This window comes from Rhizobium cauense (genome assembly GCF_019511525.1).
Lineage (GTDB): Bacteria > Pseudomonadota > Alphaproteobacteria > Rhizobiales > Rhizobiaceae > Rhizobium > Rhizobium cauense.
The window spans coordinates 72,959-92,961 of sequence record NZ_JAEUAT010000022.1 but is presented as its reverse complement, the minus strand read 5'-3'; the positions used below and the strand labels follow the sequence as shown (position 1 = coordinate 92,961).

Here is a 20,003-nt window from a genome sequence, read left to right as displayed (position 1 = left end):
AGAAGAGGCATAGCCGTGACCATTTCAGTATCAGTACGCCAGGTCGTCGGACCGGAGGACGCCGCAAGGCGCGACACGCAGGGTCTGCGCGATGGGTTCGTGATCGAGGACCTGTTTCGCCCAGGTGAGGCCAATCTCACCTACAGCCATCTCGATCGCATGATCGTCGGCGGCGTCATGCCGGATGCCAAGCCTCTGGAGATCGCCGCGATTGCCCAGACGGGCACGGAGCGTTTTCTCGACCGGCGCGAGGCCGCTATCGTCAATATCGGAGGCACCGGTACGGTCAGCGTCGCGGGAAAGCGCTACGAACTCGGCTTCCAGGAGGCACTTTACATCGGAATGGGAGAGGGCGCCTTGAGCTTTGCCAGCCTTGATCCGGCCAAGCCAGCGCTGTTCTACCTGCTCAGCGCGCCTGCGCATCGTGCTTGCCCGACGGTTCACATTACGCGTGAGATGGCGAAGAAGGTGGTTGTGGGCTCCGCAGAGGAATCCAACGCCCGCACCATCAACCAGTATGTGCATCCCGATGTCTGCGAGAGCTGCCAATTGCTCGTAGGTCTCACGATGTTCGAACCCGGCTCGGTCTGGAACACGATGCCGGCGCATGTTCATGATCGGCGCATGGAGGTCTATCTTTACTTCGGCATGCAGGAGACGACCCGCATCTTCCATTTCATGGGGGAGCCCAGCGAGACGCGGCATGTCGTCCTGAAGAACCACGAGGCGGTCTTGTCGCCCGGCTGGTCCATACATTCCGGCGCCGGTACCGGTCGCTATGCCTTCATCTGGGCCATGGCCGGCGATAACATGAGCTTCACCGACATGGACAAGGTGCCGATGGAATCTCTGCGATGAGCCTTTTCGATCTCACTGGCCGCTGGGCGATCGTCACCGGCGCCAATACCGGCATTGGCCAGGCCATCGCCGTCGGCCTGGCGGAAGCGGGCGCCGACATTGTCGGCGTCGGCCGTTCAGCGATGGACGACACCGCGAAGGCGGTCACTTCGACGGGGCGCCGGTTCGTATCGCTCAAGGCGGACCTGTCCGATACCAAGGAGGCGAGGGCTGTTGTCGAGCGCGCCCTTGCCGCCGGCGCCTCGCCCGATATCTTGGTCAACAACGCCGGCATCATTCGCCGTGCCGACGCGCTGGAGTTTACGGAAGAGGATTGGGATGCGGTACTGGACACCAACCTGAAGTCCGTTTTCTTCCTCTGCCAGGCGTTCGCCAAGGCAGCGCTCGCGCGGCAGGCGCCGGCGAAGATCATCAACATCGCTTCGCTGCTGTCGTTCCAGGGAGGCATTCGCATTCCATCCTATACGGCGTCGAAGAGCGGGCTCGCCGGCATCACCAGGTTGATGGCGAATGAATGGGCATCGAAGGGCATCAATGTGAATGCGATCGCGCCCGGCTATGTCGAGACCAACAATACTGAGGCGCTTCGCGCCGATGCGGAGCGAAGCGCGGATATCCTGAAGCGCATCCCGGCCGCCCGCTGGGCGAGGGCCGAGGATATGGTTGGCACGGCGGTTTACCTTGCTTCGCGCGCCTCGGATTATGTTCATGGCACGGTTCTGCCGGTCGACGGCGGCTGGCTTGCTCGATAGGAGATTATGATGGCCGATCACTACACGCTTCCCGATGACATCACCTGGACGGAAGTTGCGCCGGGCAACAGGCGTGCCGTTCTCTCGCACCGCCCGGAAATGATGCTCGTTGCCTTCAGTTTCGAACCCGGCGCCATTGGTGCGCTTCATTCACATCCGCACACACAGGTGAGCTACGTGGCCGAGGGGGCCTTCGACGTTACAGTCGATGGCGTCACCACAAGGCTCGATGCCGGCTCCAGCTTCATCGTCGCTCCCAACCTTGTTCACGGCGTCGTCGCCCTCGAAAAGGGACTGCTGATCGACACCTTCACGCCAAGGCGCGACGATTTCCTTTAGGACAGGGCGCTTCTCCCAGAGGATCGCGGAAGGGCGCATCCGGCACTGAGCCTCGAAGCTCTGTCAAATATCGCTGAATCTCTCGTTGGTCGGACCGTTGCGGGACCGCAAAACTGACTATAGGTTTCGTCATCCAACCTCGACGGGAGCAGAAAATGCAAATCGATCTCACTGGAAAGAGGGCGCTGGTCACCGGATCAACGGAGGGCATCGGCTACGCAATTGGCCGCCAGCTTTCAAGGGCTGGAGCCGATGTTGTCGTCAACGGCCGGTCAGAAGACAAGACCGCAAAGGCTGCCGAACGGCTCAGGGGTGAAGGCGCCAGGGGCAGCGTCAAGTCTGCTGCCGCCGACCTCTCAACCGCCGAAGGATGTGCCGCGCTTGTCGCGAAAATTCCCCAGGTGGACATCCTGATTAACAACGCTGGCATCTTCCAGCCGATCGACTTTTTCGACGCCAGCGACGAGGTTTGGGACCGACATTGGCAGGTCAACGTCATGTCCGCCGTCAGGCTCTCCCGCGCCTATCTTCCAGGCATGCAGACGTTGAACTGGGGCCGCGTGATCTTCCTGGCGTCCGAATCCGGTTTCAACATTCCGGTCGAGATGATCCACTACGGCGTCAGCAAGACGGCCGACATTGCTGTCGCTCGCGGTCTCGCCAAGCGCATGGCCGGAACGGGTATCACGGTGAACTCCGTCCTTCCTGGTCCCACGCTTTCCGAAGGCGTGGAAGCGATGCTTGCCGACGAGCAAGCTAGAACCGGGTTGCCACTGGAGGAGATCGCTGCCGCCTTCGTCAAGCAGCATCGCGGTAGCTCGATCATTCAACGCGCCACCAGTGTCGAGGAAGTCGCAAACTTGGTAACTTATCTTGCGTCGCCGTTCGCTTCCGCGACGACAGGCGCATCCGTTCGCGTTGACGGCGGGGTCATCGACACCCTCTAAGCAGGGGAAACTTCCTCCAGAGCATCGATGCCGCAGCAGTTCAGATCGGATGGCCGGACGCTGGCGTCGTCTTGTCATGGTGCGGTTGTCATGATGTCGCCAAAGTCAGTGCTGACACTCCCTGCAAAGAGGTGCGCGCAGATGAACGCTGACGAAAACCGCTATGTCGAGCTCACAACACGGCTTCGCTCCGTCCAGGCGTTCTGCGAATTCCTTGCCCATGGCGGAACGGTCCGCATCGCTCCCTCCGATGCGGCATCCTATCGTGACGTAACCCAGGTTCTGCTTCGCAAGCATCGACTTGAGGCTGAAGCCCTCGAGCGAACCCGGCGGCAGCTCTTTCCCGATCGCGCCGACGAAGACATCAATCCGAGTCTCTACAGTCACCACTAGCAAAGGCGCAGTAGGCCACTTTGCTGAGGCTGGACTGGTGGACCGCTGGCAAGTTGGCTTCTCATATCCCGTCAATCTCTCTATGCGCATAAAACTTATGCGCGATTTTTCCAATCCGCGTTATAGTCTGCTGAGATACGTGCGCGGGGTGGGTTTGATGTCGACTTCCGTAAAGCGTCCGCCGGGGCTCGTTGCGCTCTTTCTCGTCGAGATGTGGGAGCGCTTCAGCTATTACGGCATGCGCGCGATCCTGATCCTCTATCTCGTTGACCAGGTACAGAATGGTGGCCTCGGCTTCTCCACAGCTGATGCCGCGGCTATCTACGGGCTCTACACCGCTTCCGCCTACATATTGGCCTTACCCGGTGGATGGGTTGCCGATCGCTTCTGGGGCAGCAAGCGCGCCATTATCATCGGCGGTATAGCCATCATGATTGGGCATATTCTGCTAGCGATCTCGGGCACCGCCGCATCGGTCTTTTTCGTGGGCCTTGTCTGCATTGCCGTCGGAACCGGACTGGTCAAGCCCAATATCTCCACCATCGTGGGCCAGCTCTACGACAAGAACGACATCGGTGGCCGTGACGCGGGCTTCTCCTTCTTCTACATGGGCATCAATATCGGTGCGATACTCGGCGGATTGATTGCCGGTTATCTCGGTGAGAACTGGGGCTGGCATTGGGGTTTCGGGGCCGCCGCCGTCGCCATGTTCCTTGGTCTTGTGAACTTTCTGCACGCAAGCCGCACCTCGCTGCGCGACAAGGGAGGCGTGCCGAGCGCACATCACCATCCGGACGCCGCCACGGGTAGGCGCGACCATATCTTTACCGGTATCATCGGCGGTACAGTTGTAGCGCTCGTTGCCGCCGCGGCTGTCACGGGCTTAATCGACCTGACCAGCGCCCAGGGGCTCGCCAAGGCCATGGGATTGGTCATTATCACGGTTGCTGTCGGCTTCTTCCTCAACATCTATTTCGCGGGTGACCTGACCGGTCCGGAGAAGCGCCGAATGATCGTGCTCGCCATTCTCTTCGTCGCGGCCGCACTCTTCTGGTCAGGGTTCGAGCAGGCGGGCTCCTCGCTCAGCCTGTTTGCCAACGATCTGACGGTGCGCGAGGTCGGAAGCTTTACCGTACCCGCGTCGTGGTTCCAGAACCTCAATGCCCTGTTCATTATCCTGCTCACGCCAGCCTTCGCCGCCTTCTGGGTCTATGCCGAACAGCGCTGGACCATTCCCGTTTTCGTCAAGTTCGGGCTGGCGCTCGTGGCGATGGGATTGGGCTATCTCATCCTCGTTCCGGCGGCTCAAACCGCGGCAACCGGTGTGAGAGTCACCGCTCTCTTCCTAATCTGCACCTATCTCTTCCATACTGTCGGCGAGTTGATGTTGAGCCCGGTCGGACTTTCAACATTCTCCCGCCTTGCCCCCGAGCGCTTCACCAGCCAGATGATGGGCTTCTGGTTTGTCGCCTCGTCGCTCGGCAATCTCATGGCGGGGCTGCTTGCGTCCGGTATGGACACCGAACAAGCCTCCGGGCTGCCAGATGCCTTCTTCCGCATATTCCTGACCAGCGCTGCCGTCGGGGTGGTGCTTATCCTGCTGGCTCGCCCGCTTACCCGCTGGGCGCTCGGCGGGAGCGAGCGGCTTGAAGAGACGGCGCCGGCGCAGTGAGAAATGGAATCCGTCCCCGGGAAGCGAAGATCATTGCTGGTTGGCTGCACCTTGGTCTTTGGGCGGGTCTTTGAGACGATCTGCAAGAAGGTCGTATGCGACGTAGTACTTGTAGATATTGCTGACGTATTGCACCGTCTCGCGTCCCACGATCGCAGCGGCTCCATTTTCCACGGTTCCGAACCAACGATTGCGATCGAGGCCCATCTCTTCGGCCTTCTGCCTGAACTTTCGCAAGTTGGCGGGACCAGCGTTGTAGGCCGCGAAGGCAAACAGGAACTGCTCGCGCGGGCTGAGCCCGGGCTCGTTGATATATGTATCGATCAGATGGCGAAGGTATTTTGCACCGGCCTCGACGTTCCGTTCCGGACTTTTCTCTATGCCCTTTATGCCGATCGCCTTGTCCGCGGCGGTCGATGGCAGCAGTTGCATGATGCCGACGGCACCTCGAGGGCTGCGCCGTGATTGGTCAAGTTGCGATTCCTGATAACCCTGCGCGGTGAGCATGAGGTAGTCGAAGGAATAGCTGCCGCCGTACTGCCTGAAGATTGCAATCAGTTCTCTGAACTTTTCCATATCCTCCGGCGAATAGGCTCGACGCACCATCTTGTCGCTCTTGTAGAACTTGTTCTTCAAGATGTTTCCGAATGTCGTGCCGACGCGATGCTCGGCGGCAAACTTGTCGAGAATTGACTTTAGCTGCGGATTGTCCTTGCGGATTGCCCAGGCGATCTGTCCTTCGGAGGCGATGGCTATGTCGTCGCGAGCTTTTGTCGCCGGAAACACCGAGGCCCATATCCGCGCCTTGTAGTCATCGACAACGGTCCATGGCAGCAGGCCAGCGTTGACCATCTCCAGAAGATCCTCGTCTTCCAGGTTTTCGTCCATGACATGCAGCGTGATCAGCGGCTTGCCCGCAGCCTGTCGTTCCATGTTCAGCGCAGCGAGATGTTCGTAGTAGCTGCTGGACTTACGGACGAAAACTTCCTTGCCCCCAAGGTCATCCAGCGATGTGACGGGAGGCGCGGCGGGTCCCGTAACAAGCACTTCGGCCGCCTTGTCGTAGAGTGGAGCGGTGAAGTCGACCAGCTTCTGTCGTTCCGGCGTGACCGTGAAGTTGGCCATGATGATGTCGCCTCGGCCCTCGTTCAGGGCAGCTATCAGGTCGTCGCGCGCGGTGGGAATGAATGCGACCCGTATGCGTTCGATTTCCTTTTTGCGGCCGGCGTTTATTACTTTCTCGAGCTCACGACCGAAATCGACAGCCGTTCCATACTGAGCACCTTTGTCGATGAAATAGATCGTCTTGCTGTAGGGGACGATGATCCGCACAAGACGACGCTTCTCCATCTGGTCGAAATCGCCGGTGAAAGGCTTGAGGAGTGTGGTTCCGCCAGCCGTGGCGGGAGTCATGAAGGGCCCGCAGACCAGGCACACGCACGTCATTGCGATTGCAAGTATTCTTGACATCGTAGCCCCGCCGACACTCGATCTTGCCTGTAGTCCGGCACGGAGCTTAGCGCGAAGATTAGGTTGCTGTCACCGTCCCTCTTTGGTCTATAGCTCGTGAAGCGGGTCACTCGATTTATCGACACTTTTCCGCGCCCAACCATCCCGCCGCTTCGCCGGGGTGGAGCGTAAATTTACTGTAACGTACTTCCCTCTCGCGGCGTCGTTCAGTTCAACTACGATCGAGGTTTCAGACACTCTGGAACGACTTTGGCAAATCAAAGCCAAGTCCGGTGCCGACCGCATCGCAATCTTCAAGAACTGCTCAGTGGGGGTCCAATGCGTGTAAGGCTTCTATGGGACTGCGGTTACGTCGTGCGCTGGGCAGTAATATCGCTCACCGCAGTGGCGTTCGGCGTAACGAATGTGCCGCGTGTCGGTGCCCAAACCCCGCCAAGTACCAACGCCACGGCGGCTAGCACGACCACCCAGGATGCTGCACCCGATCCGCTCAGCGAAGACGAACTGGAAGTTCTGGTCGCGCGCATCGCGCTCTATCCGGACGAACTTGTTGCCCTGATCAGTTCCGCCTCCGTCTACCCGCTTCAGGTCGTCGAGGCGTCGCGGTTTCTCGACAATCTGAAGAAGGATGCCAGTCTCAAGCCGAAGGATAGCTGGGACGGAAGTGTCGTCTCGCTTCTGAACTATCCTGATATCGTGAAGATGATGGCGGACGATCTCGACTGGACGCAGGACTTTGGCGACGCCATCGCCTACCAGCAGAAAGATGTCCTGCTGGCAATACAGACCCTTCGGGACAAGGCAGTCGCTGACGGCATCATCAAGACCGACGACAAGATCACCGTTGTTCAGCAGAACGAAAATGTCGTCATTCAGCCAACGGACCCCGAGAAGATCTATGTTCCACGCTACGAGCCGGAAATGCTCTACGCGGAGAACTACCAACCGATTCCGCTCTCCTACTATCAGGATCCCTATCCAAACTACTGGTATCCGACAGCAACCTTTTTTGCGGGCGCGGTGACGGGGGCAATCTTTGCCTCCGCTGTCGATTGGGACAATTGGGGCGTTTGGGGTGGTCGCTTCGACGGCAACGACCTCGATGTCGACTGCAACAACTGCTTCAACAATCGCAATTTCAACGGCAAGGTCAATTTCAACGACGTCGACTGGAAGAACGTCGATCGCAGCAAGATCAAGTTCGACAAGAACCAGCTTACAAAGCTCGACAATACCAACATCAAGAACCGGATAAAGGCGGATGGGGCAAACAACATTCGCGACAAGGCCAAGCTGGCCAAGGGTACGGAAAATATCCGCCAGCGCGCAGGTTCGACGGCGATGAAGGATATCAGGGCGAACAAGATCGAGACGCTGCAGCGTCCCGGGGGTGGGCGTCCCGATGCCGGCGCGATCAGGGCGAGGGCCGACGGCGCCCGGGATGCCGGCGCGCTCGCCAATCGTCCCGCCATCAAGGATCGTCCCGGTGGCAGGATCGATCGCGACATCGGCAAACCCCGGCCCGCGGCAAAACTCGACAATCGGCCCAAGCGACCGTCCGGGCTGGGCGAAGTTCGCTCCGGAAAGGCAGCGCAAATCCAATCGCATCGTGGTTCGCAGGCGATGGGCGGCGGTATGCGCGGCGGCTCACACCGCGAGTTCCAGCGGGGTGGTGGCGGTGGCGGCCATTCGATCAACCGGGGTGGTGGTGGTGGACGAGCTGTTCACCGCGGCGGAGGCGGTGGTGGGCATCGAGGCGGTGGCGGCGGTCACTTCCGGCGTTGATTGGGAACGAAGAGGAAAATGCAATGATTGCCAACTATCCGCGCATGCTTCTTTGCTCCGCCTTCGGGCTGATATTCCTGGGCGCAACGCTTGCGCCGCTCGGTGCCTTTGCGCAAAGCGACAGCGACGACGGACTTGACCAGTTCATGGCCACGGCATCGCCGCCGCAGTTCGATGATCCCGACAAAGCCCTGTCAGTTTTGAAGAACGCGCTCGCAGCGGGCGATTTCGATAAAGTTGCCGGGCTGCTGGGTCTTGACGCTGCGAAGCTGAAGACGAGCGAAGGCGCGACCGACACCTTCGCGAAGATCAAGGATGGCGCTGCCAGAAAACTTGTCCTTGAGGACAGCGGCGAGAGAAAAATCGTTGAGATCGGCGATGAACTCTGGCCGCTGCCGTTCCCGCTGGCGAAGGCGGAAAACGGAAAATGGGCCTTCGATACCAAGGCAGGCATCGAGGAAATCGTCAACCGTCGGATCGGCGAGAACGAGCTTGAAGCGATTGCCACCGGCCGGGCCTATGTCGACGCCCAGGAAGACTATGCCGACGCCGACCATGATGGCGATGGGGTCCTGGAATATGCGCAGAAACTGATCAGCACTCCCGGCAAAACCGATGGGCTCTATTGGCCCGAGGATCAGGGGGATGGCGCCAGCCCGGCGGGCGATATCGATCAGACCGAGCTCGGAAAGGCCAAGGAGAACGAGGGATACTTCGGCTATCGCTTCAAGATCCTTACCCGTCAGGGCGGCAACATCGCCGGAGGGGCCTATGATTACGTGATCAATGGCAACATGATCGCGGGCTTCGCGCTCGTCGCGTGGCCGGTGAAATATGGAGAGACGGGCGTCCACACATTCGTCGTCAACCGGAACGGCACCGTCTATCAGGCCGATCTCGGTGAGGATACGGATAGGCTGGCACCCGAAATCAGGCAGTTCAATCCGAACGACAACTGGGAGATCACCGAGGATTGACGGCAAGATGACATCGATGGAACCCGAAGCGAGCGAAACGCCATCGAAACATGAGGAAGATGGGATGCGCGTTCCCTCACTTGAGTTTCTGGCGTCTCACGGCGGCCCGTTCTTTGAGTTTCAAAGACGTCTGAAGCTGCTCAGCGACGGATCGCTCAATGTCGGCAAGCGCGCGCTGCTCTTCGTCGGGCTTGCCTGGGGGGTGCCCCTGATCCTTTCTGGTCTTTCACGTGGGTACGGTTCGTTTTTATCCGATCCCGGAGCCTGGGCGAAGTTCCTGGTCGCGGTCGGCGCTTTCGTTCTGGCGGAACAGCAGGTCGAACGCGGACTGCGCATCAAGCTACAGCAATTCGTTCGAGCACCGCTTATCGATCCGGACTCGTGGCCGGCGGCAGCGACGGCATTGAGCAGGGCTGTGAGGCAGCGGGATTCGCGTGTGGTCGAAATCGGTTGCCTCGCTGTCTGTCTGCTCGTGTCGATCGTCACCTTTGCCAGTCTCGATCCATCTCAAGTTTCTCAGTGGGCTGTGAAAGGCGTTGGCGAGCAACCGGGTTTGACCCTCGCAGGCTGGTGGTCGTTGCTCGTCAGCACGCCATTGGTGGTTTTCCTGCTGTTACGCGGCCTATGGCGTCACCTCGTCTGGGCGCGGCTGCTTCGAACCATCGCTGGCCTCAAGCTACGCCTCGTGTCGACGCATCCGGACGGCAAGGGTGGACTGTCGTTTCTCGCTGATTACCCCAACGCCTACATGTTGTTTGTGTTCGGCGTCAGTTCGGTGATGGCTGCGGTCCTCACCAAGCACCTCTTTCTCGAGACGCTGACTGTTGCGGCCTTCTCAAGCATTTTGGCGGGTTGGCTCATCGTCGTTATCGGTCTGTTCGCATACCCGCTGGCGGCCTTTTCCAAGCCGCTGGCAACGCTCAAGGAGCAGACGCTGCTGGCCTTGGGCGCGCAAGCGACTTCTTTTCAGCGGGCCGCAGAGCGCAAGGCGATCGGCTCCAACATCATGGCAACCAACGGCAATGAGGAAACCGAATCCGTTGGCACGGTCGATGTCAGCAAGCAATTCGAGATCACCCGCAAGCTCTCTTCCGTGCTGGTTAGTCGATCTGCTGCCTTGCCGGTCGCCGCTGCGGCACTTCTCCCGTTTGCCGTCGTTGGCGTAACCAAATTGCCCTACAAGGAAGTATTTTCCGTTCTGAAGAAACTCCTGTTGTTGTGATGCCGCCTGTCTCAACGCCGCAACTCGACCGAGCTTCAGCATCAGGCGTCTGGGTCATGAAACTGCTGTAAACTCGAATCTAGCCATTGACCAGAATTTAACCATCGATACTATATCTAGTGTTCGAGGTTCTTTCGATTCGCAAGGATTGGAAGCTAAGACGGGAATACGGTGCGCGCTGCCGATGATGGGCAAAGCAATGCCGGAGCTGCCCCCGCAACTGTAAGCGGCGAGCGCTCGTTCGACAAAGCCACTGAAATCTCTCGATTTCGGGAAGGCGAGGACGGGAGCTATGACCTGCAAGCCAGGAGACCTGCCTCAGACCAAAACGTCCACGGGCGGGGTGTCCGATGGCGAGTGATGCGATGTGTGCATGATGCGCTTCGCTTCCTCTGATGCCCCGTATGAACCACTTCGGGGTGAAGTCTATGTCCTTGAGTATTTATCCATATCCGCGCGAATGACGGGCAGCTAGCGTCCGGCAATCGCCAACGGCTGTCATCTTTTTGAATTTCTGTTCCCGGACATCGGCAGATGTCCGGACGATCCTTTATGCCCTATCGAACCACGAGGATCTTTTCGTGAATATTACCGTCTACAGCAAACCCGCCTGTGTCCAGTGCACAGCGACTACGCGCGCCCTCGACCGCCAGGGTATCGACTATACTGTCATCGACATTTCTGCGGATGCCGCGGCATACGAACTGCTGCAGGGGCTCGGCTATCGCCAGGTTCCCGTCGTCATCGCCGGAGAACAGCATTGGGCGGGCTTCCGTCCCGACATGATCAGCGCGCTCGCCTGAGTGGCTACGGCGATGGGTGAAGTGATCTATTTTTCGAGCCGATCGGAAAACACCCATCGCTTCGTCGAAAAGCTCGGCCTTCCGGCCCGGCGCATCCCCATCACTGGCGAGACCATCGAAGTGCGCTCACCCTATGTGCTCGTTGTCCCGACATACAGCGGCGAGGGCGGCAAGGGGGCCGTGCCCAAGCAGGTAATCCGTTTCCTCAATGATGCGGACAACCGTTCGAACCTCCGCGGCGTGATTGCCGCGGGCAACAGCAACTTCGGCGAGACCTACGGGCTTGCCGGCGACATCATCGCGAAGAAGTGCCAGGTGCCTTACCTCTACAGGTTCGAGCTTCTGGGTACTGCCGAGGATGTCACCAACGTCAAACACGGATTGGAAAGATTTTGGACACGGCAGTTCTCGAACGCCCTGTGAAGGCGACGGATACGAAGGTGGCGGACGCAACGCTCGACTACCACGCGCTGAACGCGATGCTGAACCTCTATGACGAGGACGGAAGGATTCAGCTCGACAAGGATCGGCAGGCGGCCAAGCAGTATTTCCTGCAGCACGTCAATCAGAACACCGTCTTCTTCCACAATCTCAGGGAGAAGCTCGATTACCTCGTCACCGAGGGCTACTACGAGCAGGAGGTGCTGGACCAATATTCGTTCAACTTCGTCCGCGACCTGTTCGACCACGCCTATGACAAGAAGTTCCGCTTCCCGACCTTTCTCGGTGCCTTCAAATATTACACCAGCTACACGCTGAAGACTTTCGACGGAAAGCGCTACCTCGAGCGCTACGAAGACCGTATCTGCATGGTGGCGCTGAGCCTGGCGCAGGGCAACGAAGGGCTCGCCCGCGATATGGTCGACGAGATCATCTCGGGCCGCTTTCAACCGGCGACGCCGACCTTCCTCAATGCTGGCAAGAAGCAGCGCGGCGAACTCGTGTCCTGCTTCCTGCTCAGGATCGAGGACAACATGGAGAGTATCGCCCGCGGCATCAATTCGGCGCTGCAGCTCTCCAAGCGCGGTGGCGGGGTGGCGCTGTCGCTGACCAATCTGCGCGAGGCAGGAGCACCGATCAAGCAGATCGAGAACCAGTCATCGGGCGTGATCCCGGTCATGAAGCTCCTTGAGGATTCGTTCTCTTACGCCAACCAGCTCGGCGCCCGGCAGGGTGCGGGCGCGGTCTATCTGAACGCCCACCACCCCGACATCATGCGCTTCCTCGACACCAAGCGCGAGAATGCCGACGAGAAGATCCGTATCAAGACTCTGTCGCTCGGTGTCGTTGTTCCTGACATCACCTTCGAACTCGCCAAGAACAATGAGGACATGTACCTGTTCTCGCCGTATGACGTGGAGCGCGTTTACGGCGTTGCCTTCAGCGAGATCTCGGTCACCGAGAAATACCGCGAAATGGTAGCCGACAGCCGCATCAAGAAGAAGAAGATCAAGGCTCGTGACTTCTTCCAGGTGATTGCCGAGATCCAGTTCGAGAGTGGCTACCCCTACATCATGTTCGAGGACACGGTGAACAAGGCGAACCCGATCGCCGGGCGCATCACCATGAGCAACCTCTGCTCGGAAATTCTGCAGGTCAGCGACGCCAGCACCTATGGCGCTGATCTTTCCTACGACCACATGGGGAAGGACATTTCCTGCAATCTCGGCTCGCTGAACATCGCGGCCGCGATGGACTCGTCCGATTTCGGCAAGACCATCGAGACCTCGATCCGAGCGCTGACGGCGGTTTCCGACATGAGCAACATCACCTCGGTCCCATCCGTGGCCAAGGGCAATGCCGACAGCCACGCGATCGGGCTCGGCCAGATGAACCTGCATGGCTATCTCGCCCGCGAGCGGATCCACTATGGCTCCGAAGAGGGTGTCGATTTCACCAACATGTACTTCTACACCGTGACCTATCACGCCATCCGTGCCTCGAACCGCCTGGCCGTCGAGCGGGCGCAGACCTTCAAGGGCTTCGAGAACTCGAAATACGCATCAGGCGAATATTTCGACAAATACACCGAGAAGGAATGGAAGCCCGCGACCGCGCGCGTGGCCGAACTGTTCGAAACGGCGGGCATCCATATCCCGACGCAGGAAGACTGGCTGGAGCTGAAGAAGGCCGTGATGGAAGGCGGGCTCTATAACCAGAATCTGCAGGCCGTGCCGCCGACAGGGTCGATCTCCTACATCAACCACTCGACCTCCTCGATCCACCCGATCGTTTCGAAGATCGAGATCCGCAAGGAAGGCAAGATTGGCCGCGTCTACTATCCGGCCGCCTTCATGACCAACGACAATCTCGACTATTACCAGGATGCCTACGAGATCGGGCCGGAGAAGATCATCGACACCTATGCGGCGGCCACCCAGCATGTCGACCAAGGCCTGTCGCTGACGTTGTTCTTCCGCGATACCGCGACGACGCGCGATATCAACAAGGCGCAGATCTACGCCTGGAAGAAGGGCATCAAGACCATCTACTACATCCGCCTTCGCCAGATGGCGCTGACCGGCACCGAGGTGCAGGGCTGCGTCTCCTGCGCCCTCTGATCCCAGGTGAACCAAGATGAACATTCAAGTTAAGACCAAAGCCCCGAAGGCTGCCGCCGCCGTGCGCGCCATCAACTGGAACCGCATCGAGGACGACAAGGATCTCGAGGTCTGGAACCGCCTCACCGGAAACTTCTGGCTGCCCGAGAAAGTGCCGCTGTCGAACGACATTCCCTCCTGGGCGACGCTGAAGTCGGAAGAACAGCAGCTGACGATCAGGGTCTTCACCGGACTGACGCTGCTAGACACGATCCAGAACGGTGTCGGCTCGGTGAAGCTGATGGCGGATGCCGCGACGCCGCATGAGGAAGCGGTGCTCTCCAACATCTCGTTCATGGAAGCGGTGCACGCGCGTTCGTACTCGTCGATCTTCTCGACACTGTGCTCCACACCCGATGTCGACGATGCTTACCGCTGGTCGGAGGAGAACGAATTCCTGCAGCGGAAGTCGGCGCTGATCATGGTGCAGTACGCTTCCGGCGATCCCTTGAAGAAGAAGGTCGCCAGCGTCTTCCTGGAAAGCTTCCTGTTCTATTCCGGCTTCTATCTGCCGATGTATTGGTCGAGCCGGGCGAAGCTGACCAACACCGCCGACATGATCCGCTTGATCATCCGCGATGAGGCCGTGCATGGCTATTACATCGGCTACAAGTTCCAGCGAGCCGTCGAGCGGTTGCCGGAGGCCAAGCGCCAGGAGACCAAGGACTTCGCCTTCGATCTGATCATGGAACTGTACGACAACGAGGCGAAGTATACCGAAGCGCTCTATGACGGCGTCGGGCTGACCGAGGACGTCAAGAAGTTTCTGCATTACAACGCCAACAAGGCGCTGATGAACCTCGGATACGAGGCGCTGTTTCCGCCCGAGGCTTGCAGGGTCAATCCCGCAATCCTTTCCGCGCTATCTCCGAATGCTGACGAGAACCACGACTTCTTCTCGGGTTCCGGTTCGTCCTACGTGATCGGCAAGGCTGTCGCGACCGAGGATGAGGATTGGGACTTCTGATCGACGGCCCCAAGCCGTAGTCCGCATCCGCGACCGGTCTGAGGCGCTGTATGTAGACGCTTCCTGCAGCGCCCCAGTCTTCTGTATGGGTGTCCAATAGGATTATCCTATCGAAGCGATCAGTAAATCCAACTTAAAATTATGGGATGCTTCCGCTATTAAAGAGAGATGCACGAGGCGCGCCGACCAACTTGAAGCGGGAGGCGGGGAATGCGCTCGTTCAATCCCTTCTACGGTAGAAGCAACAAGCAAAACGAGGAGATAGTCATGGACCAGAAACCCGACAGCGCCGGTAAATGTCCCGTCCCGCATGGCAACACGCCACGCGGTCGATCCAACCGCGACTGGTGGCCGAACCAGCTCGACGTTCAGGTTCTCCACCAGCATTCCGGTCTGGCCGATCCGATGGGCAAGGCTTTCGACTATGCCGAGGAATTCAAGAAGCTCGATCTCGACGCTTTGAAGAAAGATCTTCATGCCCTGATGACTGATTCCCAGGACTGGTGGCCGGCGGACTTCGGTCACTACGGTGGCCTGTTCATCCGCATGGCTTGGCACAGTGCAGGCACCTATCGCATCACCGACGGTCGCGGTGGTGCGGGCCAGGGCCAGCAGCGTTTCGCTCCGCTCAACAGCTGGCCTGACAACGTCAACCTTGACAAGGCTCGACGCCTCCTGTGGCCGATCAAGCAGAAATACGGCAACCAGATTTCCTGGGCTGACCTTCTCATCCTCACCGGCAACGTCGCGTTGGAGTCCATGGGCTTCAAGACTTTTGGTTTCGCTGGCGGTCGCGCCGACGTTTGGGAGCCGGAAGAACTCTATTGGGGTCCGGAAGGCAGCTGGCTCGGCGACGAGCGCTACAGCGGCGAACGCGAACTTGCCGAACCGCTGGGTGCCGTCCAGATGGGCCTCATCTATGTGAACCCGGAAGGCCCGAACGGCAATCCGGATCCGCTCGCCTCTGCTCGCGACATCCGTGATACCTTCGCCCGCATGGCGATGAACGACGAAGAAACCGTCGCGCTGATTGCCGGTGGTCATACCTTTGGCAAGACGCATGGTGCCGGTGACCCGTCTTTTGTCGGTATCGATCCTGAAGGCGGTGAACTCGAAGCGCAGGGCCTCGGCTGGGCGAGCACGTTCAACACCGGCGTCGGCAAGGATGCGATCGGCAGCGGTCTTGAAGTCATCTGGACGACGACCCCGACCAAGTGGAGCAACAACTTCTTCTGGAACCTGTTCGGCTACGAATACGAACTTGAAACCAGTCCGGCTGGTGCCAAGCAGTGGGTTGCAAAGGGCGCCGGCGCTACGATCCCTGATGCCTTTGACCCTTCGAAGAAGCACCGGCCAAAGATGCTGACCTCCGACCTCGCCCTTCGTTTCGATCCTGTGTACGAGAAGATCTCGCGCCGGTTCATGGAAAATCCGGATCAGTTCGCCGATGCCTTTGCCCGCGCGTGGTTCAAGCTGACCCACCGCGACATGGGCCCGAAGGCTCGTTACCTCGGCCCGGATGTGCCGAAGGAAGACCTGATCTGGCAGGACGTGGTCCCGGCCGTCGACCACAAGCTCGTTGATGACCAGGATATCGCCGAGCTGAAGGACAAGATCGTTGCGACCGGCCTTACTGTGCAGGAGCTCGTCGCCACGGCCTGGGCATCTGCCTCGACCTTCCGCGGTTCCGATAAGCGCGGCGGTGCCAATGGCGCGCGCATCCGCCTGGCCCCGCAGAAGGATTGGGAAGTCAACCAGCCGGCGCAGCTCTCCAAGGTTCTCGGTGTTCTCGAAGGCATCCAGAAGGACTTCAATGCCGCCCAGACCGGCGGCAAGAAGATCTCGCTCGCTGACCTGATCGTGCTTGCCGGTGCAGCCGGCGTCGAGAAGGCGGCAAAGGCCGGTGGGCATAATGTCAATGTGCCGTTCACGCCTGGTCGCACCGATGCGTCCCAGGCGCAGACCGATGCCGCGTCCTTCGCTCCGCTCGAGCCGCGTGCCGACGCTTTCCGCAACTATGTCAATACCGGCAAGCTGCAGTTCATGAAGGCAGAGGAAGCACTTGTCGATCGGGCGCAACTGCTGACGTTGACGGCACCTGAGATGACGGTCCTCGTCGGCGGCCTGCGCGTGCTGACGGCCGGCCAGCCTGAACACGGCGTCTTCACCGACCAGCCCGAGGCGTTGACGAACGACTTCTTTGTCAACCTCCTCGACATGGGTACCGTTTGGGCGCCGGTTGCCGACAAGAAGGGCGTCTACCAGGGGAGTGACCGCAAGACGGGAACTGCCAAGTGGACCGGCACCCGCGTCGACCTGATCTTCGGTTCGCACTCGCAGCTTCGCGCCATCGCCGAAGTCTACGGTCAGTCCGATGCGAAGGAGAAGTTCGTCAAGGACTTCGTCTCGGCCTGGAACAAGGTGATGAACGCCGACCGTTTCGATCTCGTCTGATCGGCAGCTTGCCCGGATGCGGATTTCGTCCGCATCCGGGCAGTCCATCCGGAGCGTACCCACCGATACCGCTTCGACTTACCGGTTTGCAGCTTTCGACAACCATGCTCGAACCGCCGTCACCGAGGCCGGGTGGCGGGGTTTGCGTGGCGATACGACGTAGAAATCCTTGTCGATCATCAGTTCCGTCGGCAAGACGCGAAGAAGGCGTCCCGACGCTATGTCATCCTCCACGAAGAATGTGCTCGTCAGAGCGAGGCCCTGACCGGCGATCGCAGCCTCGATCGCCAGCGAGGTCTGGTTGAAACGGATATTCTTGGCAGCTGTCGGCGGTCCATTCGGGAAAGCCAGCTCAAGGAGCTGCGGCCAAAAGTCATGGGCATCGTGCAGAAGCGGATAACGCGTGAAGTTATCATTCTGAACGGGCAGGCCGAGCTTCTCCACCAGCAAGGGGCTGCCAACTGCGACGATCACGTCGTCGAAAAGAAGTTCCGCATTCAGACCCGCTCCGAAAGGCGGACGTCCGTATCGGACAGCAAGATCCACCGCGTCGGTCTGAAAGTTGGCGATACGATCACTCGCAAGTATGCGCAGATCGATGTTTGGGTGGATCGCCGTGAAATCCGTCAGCCGTGGGATCAGCCATTTCGAGGCAAAGGTCGGTGTCACGCTGATCGTCAGGTGAAGCGGTTCCGGCTTCAATGTCTCCGTTGCCTCGGAGATAAGTTCGAATGCGCGACGGATGTTCGTCACGTAGCTCCGACCGGTCTCTGTTAGCGCCAGAGTTCGCGGGAACCTGTCAAACAGCTTCATGCCCAGTTCGGCTTCCAGCCCTCGTATCTGCTGCGCGACGGCTCCTTGCGTCACTCCCAGTTCCTCCGCTGCCAGGCGGAAGTTCAAATGGCGAGTGACGACTTCGAAGACGCGAAGTCCATTCAACGAGGGGAGGCGTCTGATACCTTCGGTCATGCGATAGATTTTCTATTGGATGATGAGAGCGGAACTAGTTCGTATTGGCACTGCAGGAATGATATCACCCTTCAAGGGAAGTGCAGACCGCAATTCCATGCAGCTTGTCGGAAAACAGGAGAGGATCATGTCAGTAGAAAAGGTAGCAGTGATTACGGCCGGTGGCAGCGGGATGGGCGCGGCTGCGGCCAAGCGTCTTGCCGCTGACGGATTCAAGGTGGCAATCCTGTCGTCGTCCGGCAAAGGCGAAGAACTTGCAAAGGCGCTCGGGGGCGTCGGCGTGACCGGCTCCAACCAATCGACCGACGACATCGGCAAGCTTGTTGATCTTGCGATCTCGACATGGGGGCGGATCGATGTGCTCGTCAACAGTGCCGGTCACGGCCCTCGCGCGCCGATCCTCGACATATCTGATGATGACTGGCACCGGGGCATGGAGGTCTACCTCTTGAATGTCATTCGCCCGACGCGCCTGGTGACGCCACATATGCAGAAGCAAAAAGGCGGTTCCATCATCAACATTTCCACGGCATGGGCCTTCGAGCCGAGCTCGATGTTCCCGACGTCAGCGGTTTTCCGTGCCGGGCTGGCGTCCTTCACCAAGATCTTCGCGGAAACCTATGCGGCTGAGAACATCCGCATGAACAACGTCCTTCCCGGTTGGATCGACAGCCTTCCAGCAACCGAAGAGCGTCGCGACAGCGTTCCGATGAAGCGCTATGGGACCAGCGAGGAGATTGCCGCGACTGTGTCCTTCCTCGCGTCATCCGGCGCAGGCTACATGACCGGACAGAACATCCGTGTCGACGGTGGATTGACCCGTTCGGTGTGATGGCGACTGGCGGCTGCCCCGGAGTGGATCGCCTCCGGGGTGCTGTATCGGCGAGCGCGATCAGAAGCGGATGACAGCTCCGAGAATCGGGCCGTGCTCGATCACGTCGTAGGTGAAGCCATCGTTGCTGTAGTTGACACCGAGGGCGCGGTAACCGGCAACCGCTGAGACGGTGTCGTTGAACTTGTAGCCAATGCCTGCCAATACGTCCCAGTCCAGATCGGCGCCGCCGGCGCCAATCATGCCCCAGCCGGTAAGATAAACCTTGTCAGTCAGAGAATAGTTGCCTTTGAAGCCCGCGACCGCGTCGACCCAATTGGCACTATCGGTCCGCGACACGTTGCCGATGAGGCCACCGCTCAGTCCGATCGTCGTTTCCGCATGCCAGTACCTTGCGCCGGCAACTACATCCAGGCGAGCCTTCGGATCTTCGTAGACGGTGTATCCTACACCCAAGAGTGCGCTGAATGTGACTGACTTGACATCCACCTCGTCGGCGATGACGCCTCGCGGTGTTGCAGCATCCGTCGTTATGCGAGCATAGATTATGTCGGTGAATATGCTGAATTGTTCATAGCGGGCGTCGCCGGCAGCCATGAAGGCAAAGTCGAGATCCTTGATGATATCGCTAAAGTCCTGATGGATGTCGACGGTCGGAAGGCCGAATACCTGGGTCTTGCCGTCGAGGCCCGCAACCCAGAAATAGGGAGCGAAAGAAAACGTCCAGCCCTCCGGTTGCGCGGTCTGTGGCTGCGGTGCCGTGGCGGGCAAGAGATCCGCGGCGTGCAGAGGCGTGACGAACGCCAAAGCGGCAACAGTGCATGCGATCAGCGAAATCCTGCTACTCATTGTCAACCTGTCCCCTCTCGCGTTCAGGTCACAATGGCCCCGATTCACCGACCTGAACTGATATCGCAGATTGCACCAAGTCCTGTCTTTCGCAAAGGGGTTATATTTCGCTTC

The 20,003-nt window shown here is 59.3% G+C and carries 18 protein-coding genes and 1 riboswitch; of the genes, 15 read left to right on the top strand and 3 right to left on the bottom strand.

The features are described 5' to 3' along the window. Positions 1-15: 15 nt before the first annotated feature. From kduI to JNB88_RS28755, 6 genes are all read left to right on the top strand, one after another. Positions 16-858, top strand: a complete 843-nt coding sequence (kduI, locus tag JNB88_RS28780) for a 5-dehydro-4-deoxy-D-glucuronate isomerase (protein WP_220358434.1) — start codon at positions 16-18, stop codon at positions 856-858. Beyond that, complete coding sequence (kduD, locus tag JNB88_RS28775; RefSeq protein WP_220358433.1) at positions 855-1,610, top strand: 2-dehydro-3-deoxy-D-gluconate 5-dehydrogenase KduD; 756 nt, start codon at positions 855-857, stop codon at positions 1,608-1,610. Before kduI ends, kduD begins: the two co-directional genes overlap by 4 nt. Before the next feature lie 6 nt (positions 1,611-1,616). Beyond that, complete coding sequence (locus JNB88_RS28770) at positions 1,617-1,949, top strand: cupin domain-containing protein (protein WP_037136351.1); 333 nt, start codon at positions 1,617-1,619, stop codon at positions 1,947-1,949. A gap of 155 nt (positions 1,950-2,104) precedes the next feature. Continuing rightward, positions 2,105-2,896, top strand: a complete 792-nt coding sequence (locus tag JNB88_RS28765; protein ID WP_220358432.1) for an SDR family NAD(P)-dependent oxidoreductase — start codon at positions 2,105-2,107, stop codon at positions 2,894-2,896. 141 nt (positions 2,897-3,037) lie between these two features. Next, positions 3,038-3,289: a hypothetical protein gene (locus JNB88_RS28760; protein WP_037136354.1), complete on the top strand. Its 252-nt coding sequence runs from the start codon at positions 3,038-3,040 to the stop codon at positions 3,287-3,289. A gap of 157 nt (positions 3,290-3,446) precedes the next feature. Then, on the top strand, positions 3,447-4,961 hold the full coding sequence (locus JNB88_RS28755) for a peptide MFS transporter (RefSeq protein ID WP_220358431.1): 1,515 nt from the start codon (positions 3,447-3,449) through the stop codon (positions 4,959-4,961). Between the two features lie 30 nt (positions 4,962-4,991). Here JNB88_RS28755 and JNB88_RS28750 read toward each other — a convergent pair whose 3' ends face one another. Continuing rightward, positions 4,992-6,374: an MltF family protein gene (locus tag JNB88_RS28750; RefSeq protein WP_223217367.1), complete on the bottom strand. Its 1,383-nt coding sequence runs from the start codon at positions 6,372-6,374 to the stop codon at positions 4,992-4,994. Positions 6,375-6,749: 375 nt separating this feature from the next. On the opposite strand from JNB88_RS28750, the gene JNB88_RS28745 reads away from it, so the two are divergent. The 8 genes from JNB88_RS28745 to katG all read left to right on the top strand — a co-directional run bounded on the left by JNB88_RS28745 (position 6,750) and on the right by katG (position 17,239). Continuing rightward, a complete protein-coding gene (locus JNB88_RS28745; protein ID WP_220358429.1) occupies positions 6,750-8,216 on the top strand; it encodes a DUF3300 domain-containing protein in 1,467 nt (488 codons plus the stop codon). 23 nt (positions 8,217-8,239) lie between these two features. After that, positions 8,240-9,193, top strand: a complete 954-nt coding sequence (locus JNB88_RS28740; protein WP_223217366.1) for a DUF2950 domain-containing protein — start codon at positions 8,240-8,242, stop codon at positions 9,191-9,193. 7 nt (positions 9,194-9,200) lie between these two features. Beyond that, a complete protein-coding gene (locus JNB88_RS28735) occupies positions 9,201-10,415 on the top strand; it encodes a hypothetical protein (RefSeq protein WP_220358428.1) in 1,215 nt (404 codons plus the stop codon). Positions 10,416-10,524: 109 nt separating this feature from the next. Next, a riboswitch (cobalamin riboswitch) is annotated at positions 10,525-10,750 on the top strand. Between the two features lie 246 nt (positions 10,751-10,996). Then, complete coding sequence (gene nrdH, locus JNB88_RS28730; protein ID WP_220358427.1) at positions 10,997-11,218, top strand: glutaredoxin-like protein NrdH; 222 nt, start codon at positions 10,997-10,999, stop codon at positions 11,216-11,218. Between the two features lie 12 nt (positions 11,219-11,230). Then, positions 11,231-11,641 (top strand): class Ib ribonucleoside-diphosphate reductase assembly flavoprotein NrdI, encoded by a 411-nt coding sequence (gene nrdI, locus JNB88_RS28725; RefSeq protein WP_220358426.1) that lies wholly within the window; start codon positions 11,231-11,233, stop codon positions 11,639-11,641. Then, positions 11,611-13,779 carry a class 1b ribonucleoside-diphosphate reductase subunit alpha gene (nrdE, locus tag JNB88_RS28720; protein ID WP_220358425.1) on the top strand — a complete coding sequence of 723 codons (2,169 nt, stop codon included), beginning with the start codon at positions 11,611-11,613 and terminating at the stop codon, positions 13,777-13,779. Before nrdI ends, nrdE begins: the two co-directional genes overlap by 31 nt. A 16-nt stretch (positions 13,780-13,795) precedes the next feature. After that, on the top strand, positions 13,796-14,785 hold the full coding sequence (nrdF, locus tag JNB88_RS28715) for a class 1b ribonucleoside-diphosphate reductase subunit beta (protein ID WP_220358424.1): 990 nt from the start codon (positions 13,796-13,798) through the stop codon (positions 14,783-14,785). Between the two features lie 267 nt (positions 14,786-15,052). Then, entirely contained in the window at positions 15,053-17,239 is a 2,187-nt protein-coding gene (gene katG, locus JNB88_RS28710) for a catalase/peroxidase HPI (RefSeq protein ID WP_220358423.1), read from the top strand. 78 nt (positions 17,240-17,317) lie between these two features. On the opposite strand, the gene JNB88_RS28705 is transcribed toward katG, so the two are convergent. Further along, entirely contained in the window at positions 17,318-18,208 is an 891-nt protein-coding gene (locus JNB88_RS28705) for a LysR substrate-binding domain-containing protein (RefSeq protein ID WP_220358422.1), read from the bottom strand. A gap of 127 nt (positions 18,209-18,335) precedes the next feature. Here JNB88_RS28705 and JNB88_RS28700 point away from each other — a divergent pair, with 127 nt between their 5' ends. Further along, positions 18,336-19,040 carry an SDR family oxidoreductase gene (locus tag JNB88_RS28700; protein WP_220358421.1) on the top strand — a complete coding sequence of 235 codons (705 nt, stop codon included), beginning with the start codon at positions 18,336-18,338 and terminating at the stop codon, positions 19,038-19,040. A gap of 60 nt (positions 19,041-19,100) precedes the next feature. Here the strand turns inward: JNB88_RS28700 and JNB88_RS28695 are convergent, their stop codons facing one another. Then, positions 19,101-19,889 (bottom strand): DUF481 domain-containing protein, encoded by a 789-nt coding sequence (locus tag JNB88_RS28695; RefSeq protein ID WP_220358420.1) that lies wholly within the window; start codon positions 19,887-19,889, stop codon positions 19,101-19,103. Between the last annotated feature and the right edge of the window lie 114 nt (positions 19,890-20,003).

Bases quoted from the DNA above. Each gene is read 5' to 3' on its own strand.
- JNB88_RS28770 (WP_037136351.1), top strand. From the start codon at position 1,617: ATGATGGCCGATCACTACACGCTTCCCGATGACATCACCTGGACGGAA.
- katG (WP_220358423.1), top strand. From the start codon at position 15,053: ATGGACCAGAAACCCGACAGCGCCGGTAAATGTCCCGTCCCGCATGGC.
- kduD (WP_220358433.1), top strand. From the start codon at position 855: ATGAGCCTTTTCGATCTCACTGGCCGCTGGGCGATCGTCACCGGCGCC.
- JNB88_RS28755 (WP_220358431.1), top strand. From the start codon at position 3,447: ATGTCGACTTCCGTAAAGCGTCCGCCGGGGCTCGTTGCGCTCTTTCTC.
- JNB88_RS28740 (WP_223217366.1), top strand. From the start codon at position 8,240: ATGATTGCCAACTATCCGCGCATGCTTCTTTGCTCCGCCTTCGGGCTG.
- JNB88_RS28735 (WP_220358428.1), top strand. From the start codon at position 9,201: ATGACATCGATGGAACCCGAAGCGAGCGAAACGCCATCGAAACATGAG.
- JNB88_RS28750 (WP_223217367.1), bottom strand. From the start codon at position 6,374: ATGACTCCCGCCACGGCTGGCGGAACCACACTCCTCAAGCCTTTCACC.
- nrdF (WP_220358424.1), top strand. From the start codon at position 13,796: ATGAACATTCAAGTTAAGACCAAAGCCCCGAAGGCTGCCGCCGCCGTG.
- nrdI (WP_220358426.1), top strand. From the start codon at position 11,231: ATGGGTGAAGTGATCTATTTTTCGAGCCGATCGGAAAACACCCATCGC.
- JNB88_RS28760 (WP_037136354.1), top strand. From the start codon at position 3,038: ATGAACGCTGACGAAAACCGCTATGTCGAGCTCACAACACGGCTTCGC.
- JNB88_RS28700 (WP_220358421.1), top strand. From the start codon at position 18,336: ATGTCAGTAGAAAAGGTAGCAGTGATTACGGCCGGTGGCAGCGGGATG.
- JNB88_RS28705 (WP_220358422.1), bottom strand. From the start codon at position 18,208: ATGACCGAAGGTATCAGACGCCTCCCCTCGTTGAATGGACTTCGCGTC.
- JNB88_RS28695 (WP_220358420.1), bottom strand. From the start codon at position 19,889: ATGAGTAGCAGGATTTCGCTGATCGCATGCACTGTTGCCGCTTTGGCG.
- JNB88_RS28765 (WP_220358432.1), top strand. From the start codon at position 2,105: ATGCAAATCGATCTCACTGGAAAGAGGGCGCTGGTCACCGGATCAACG.
- JNB88_RS28745 (WP_220358429.1), top strand. From the start codon at position 6,750: ATGCGTGTAAGGCTTCTATGGGACTGCGGTTACGTCGTGCGCTGGGCA.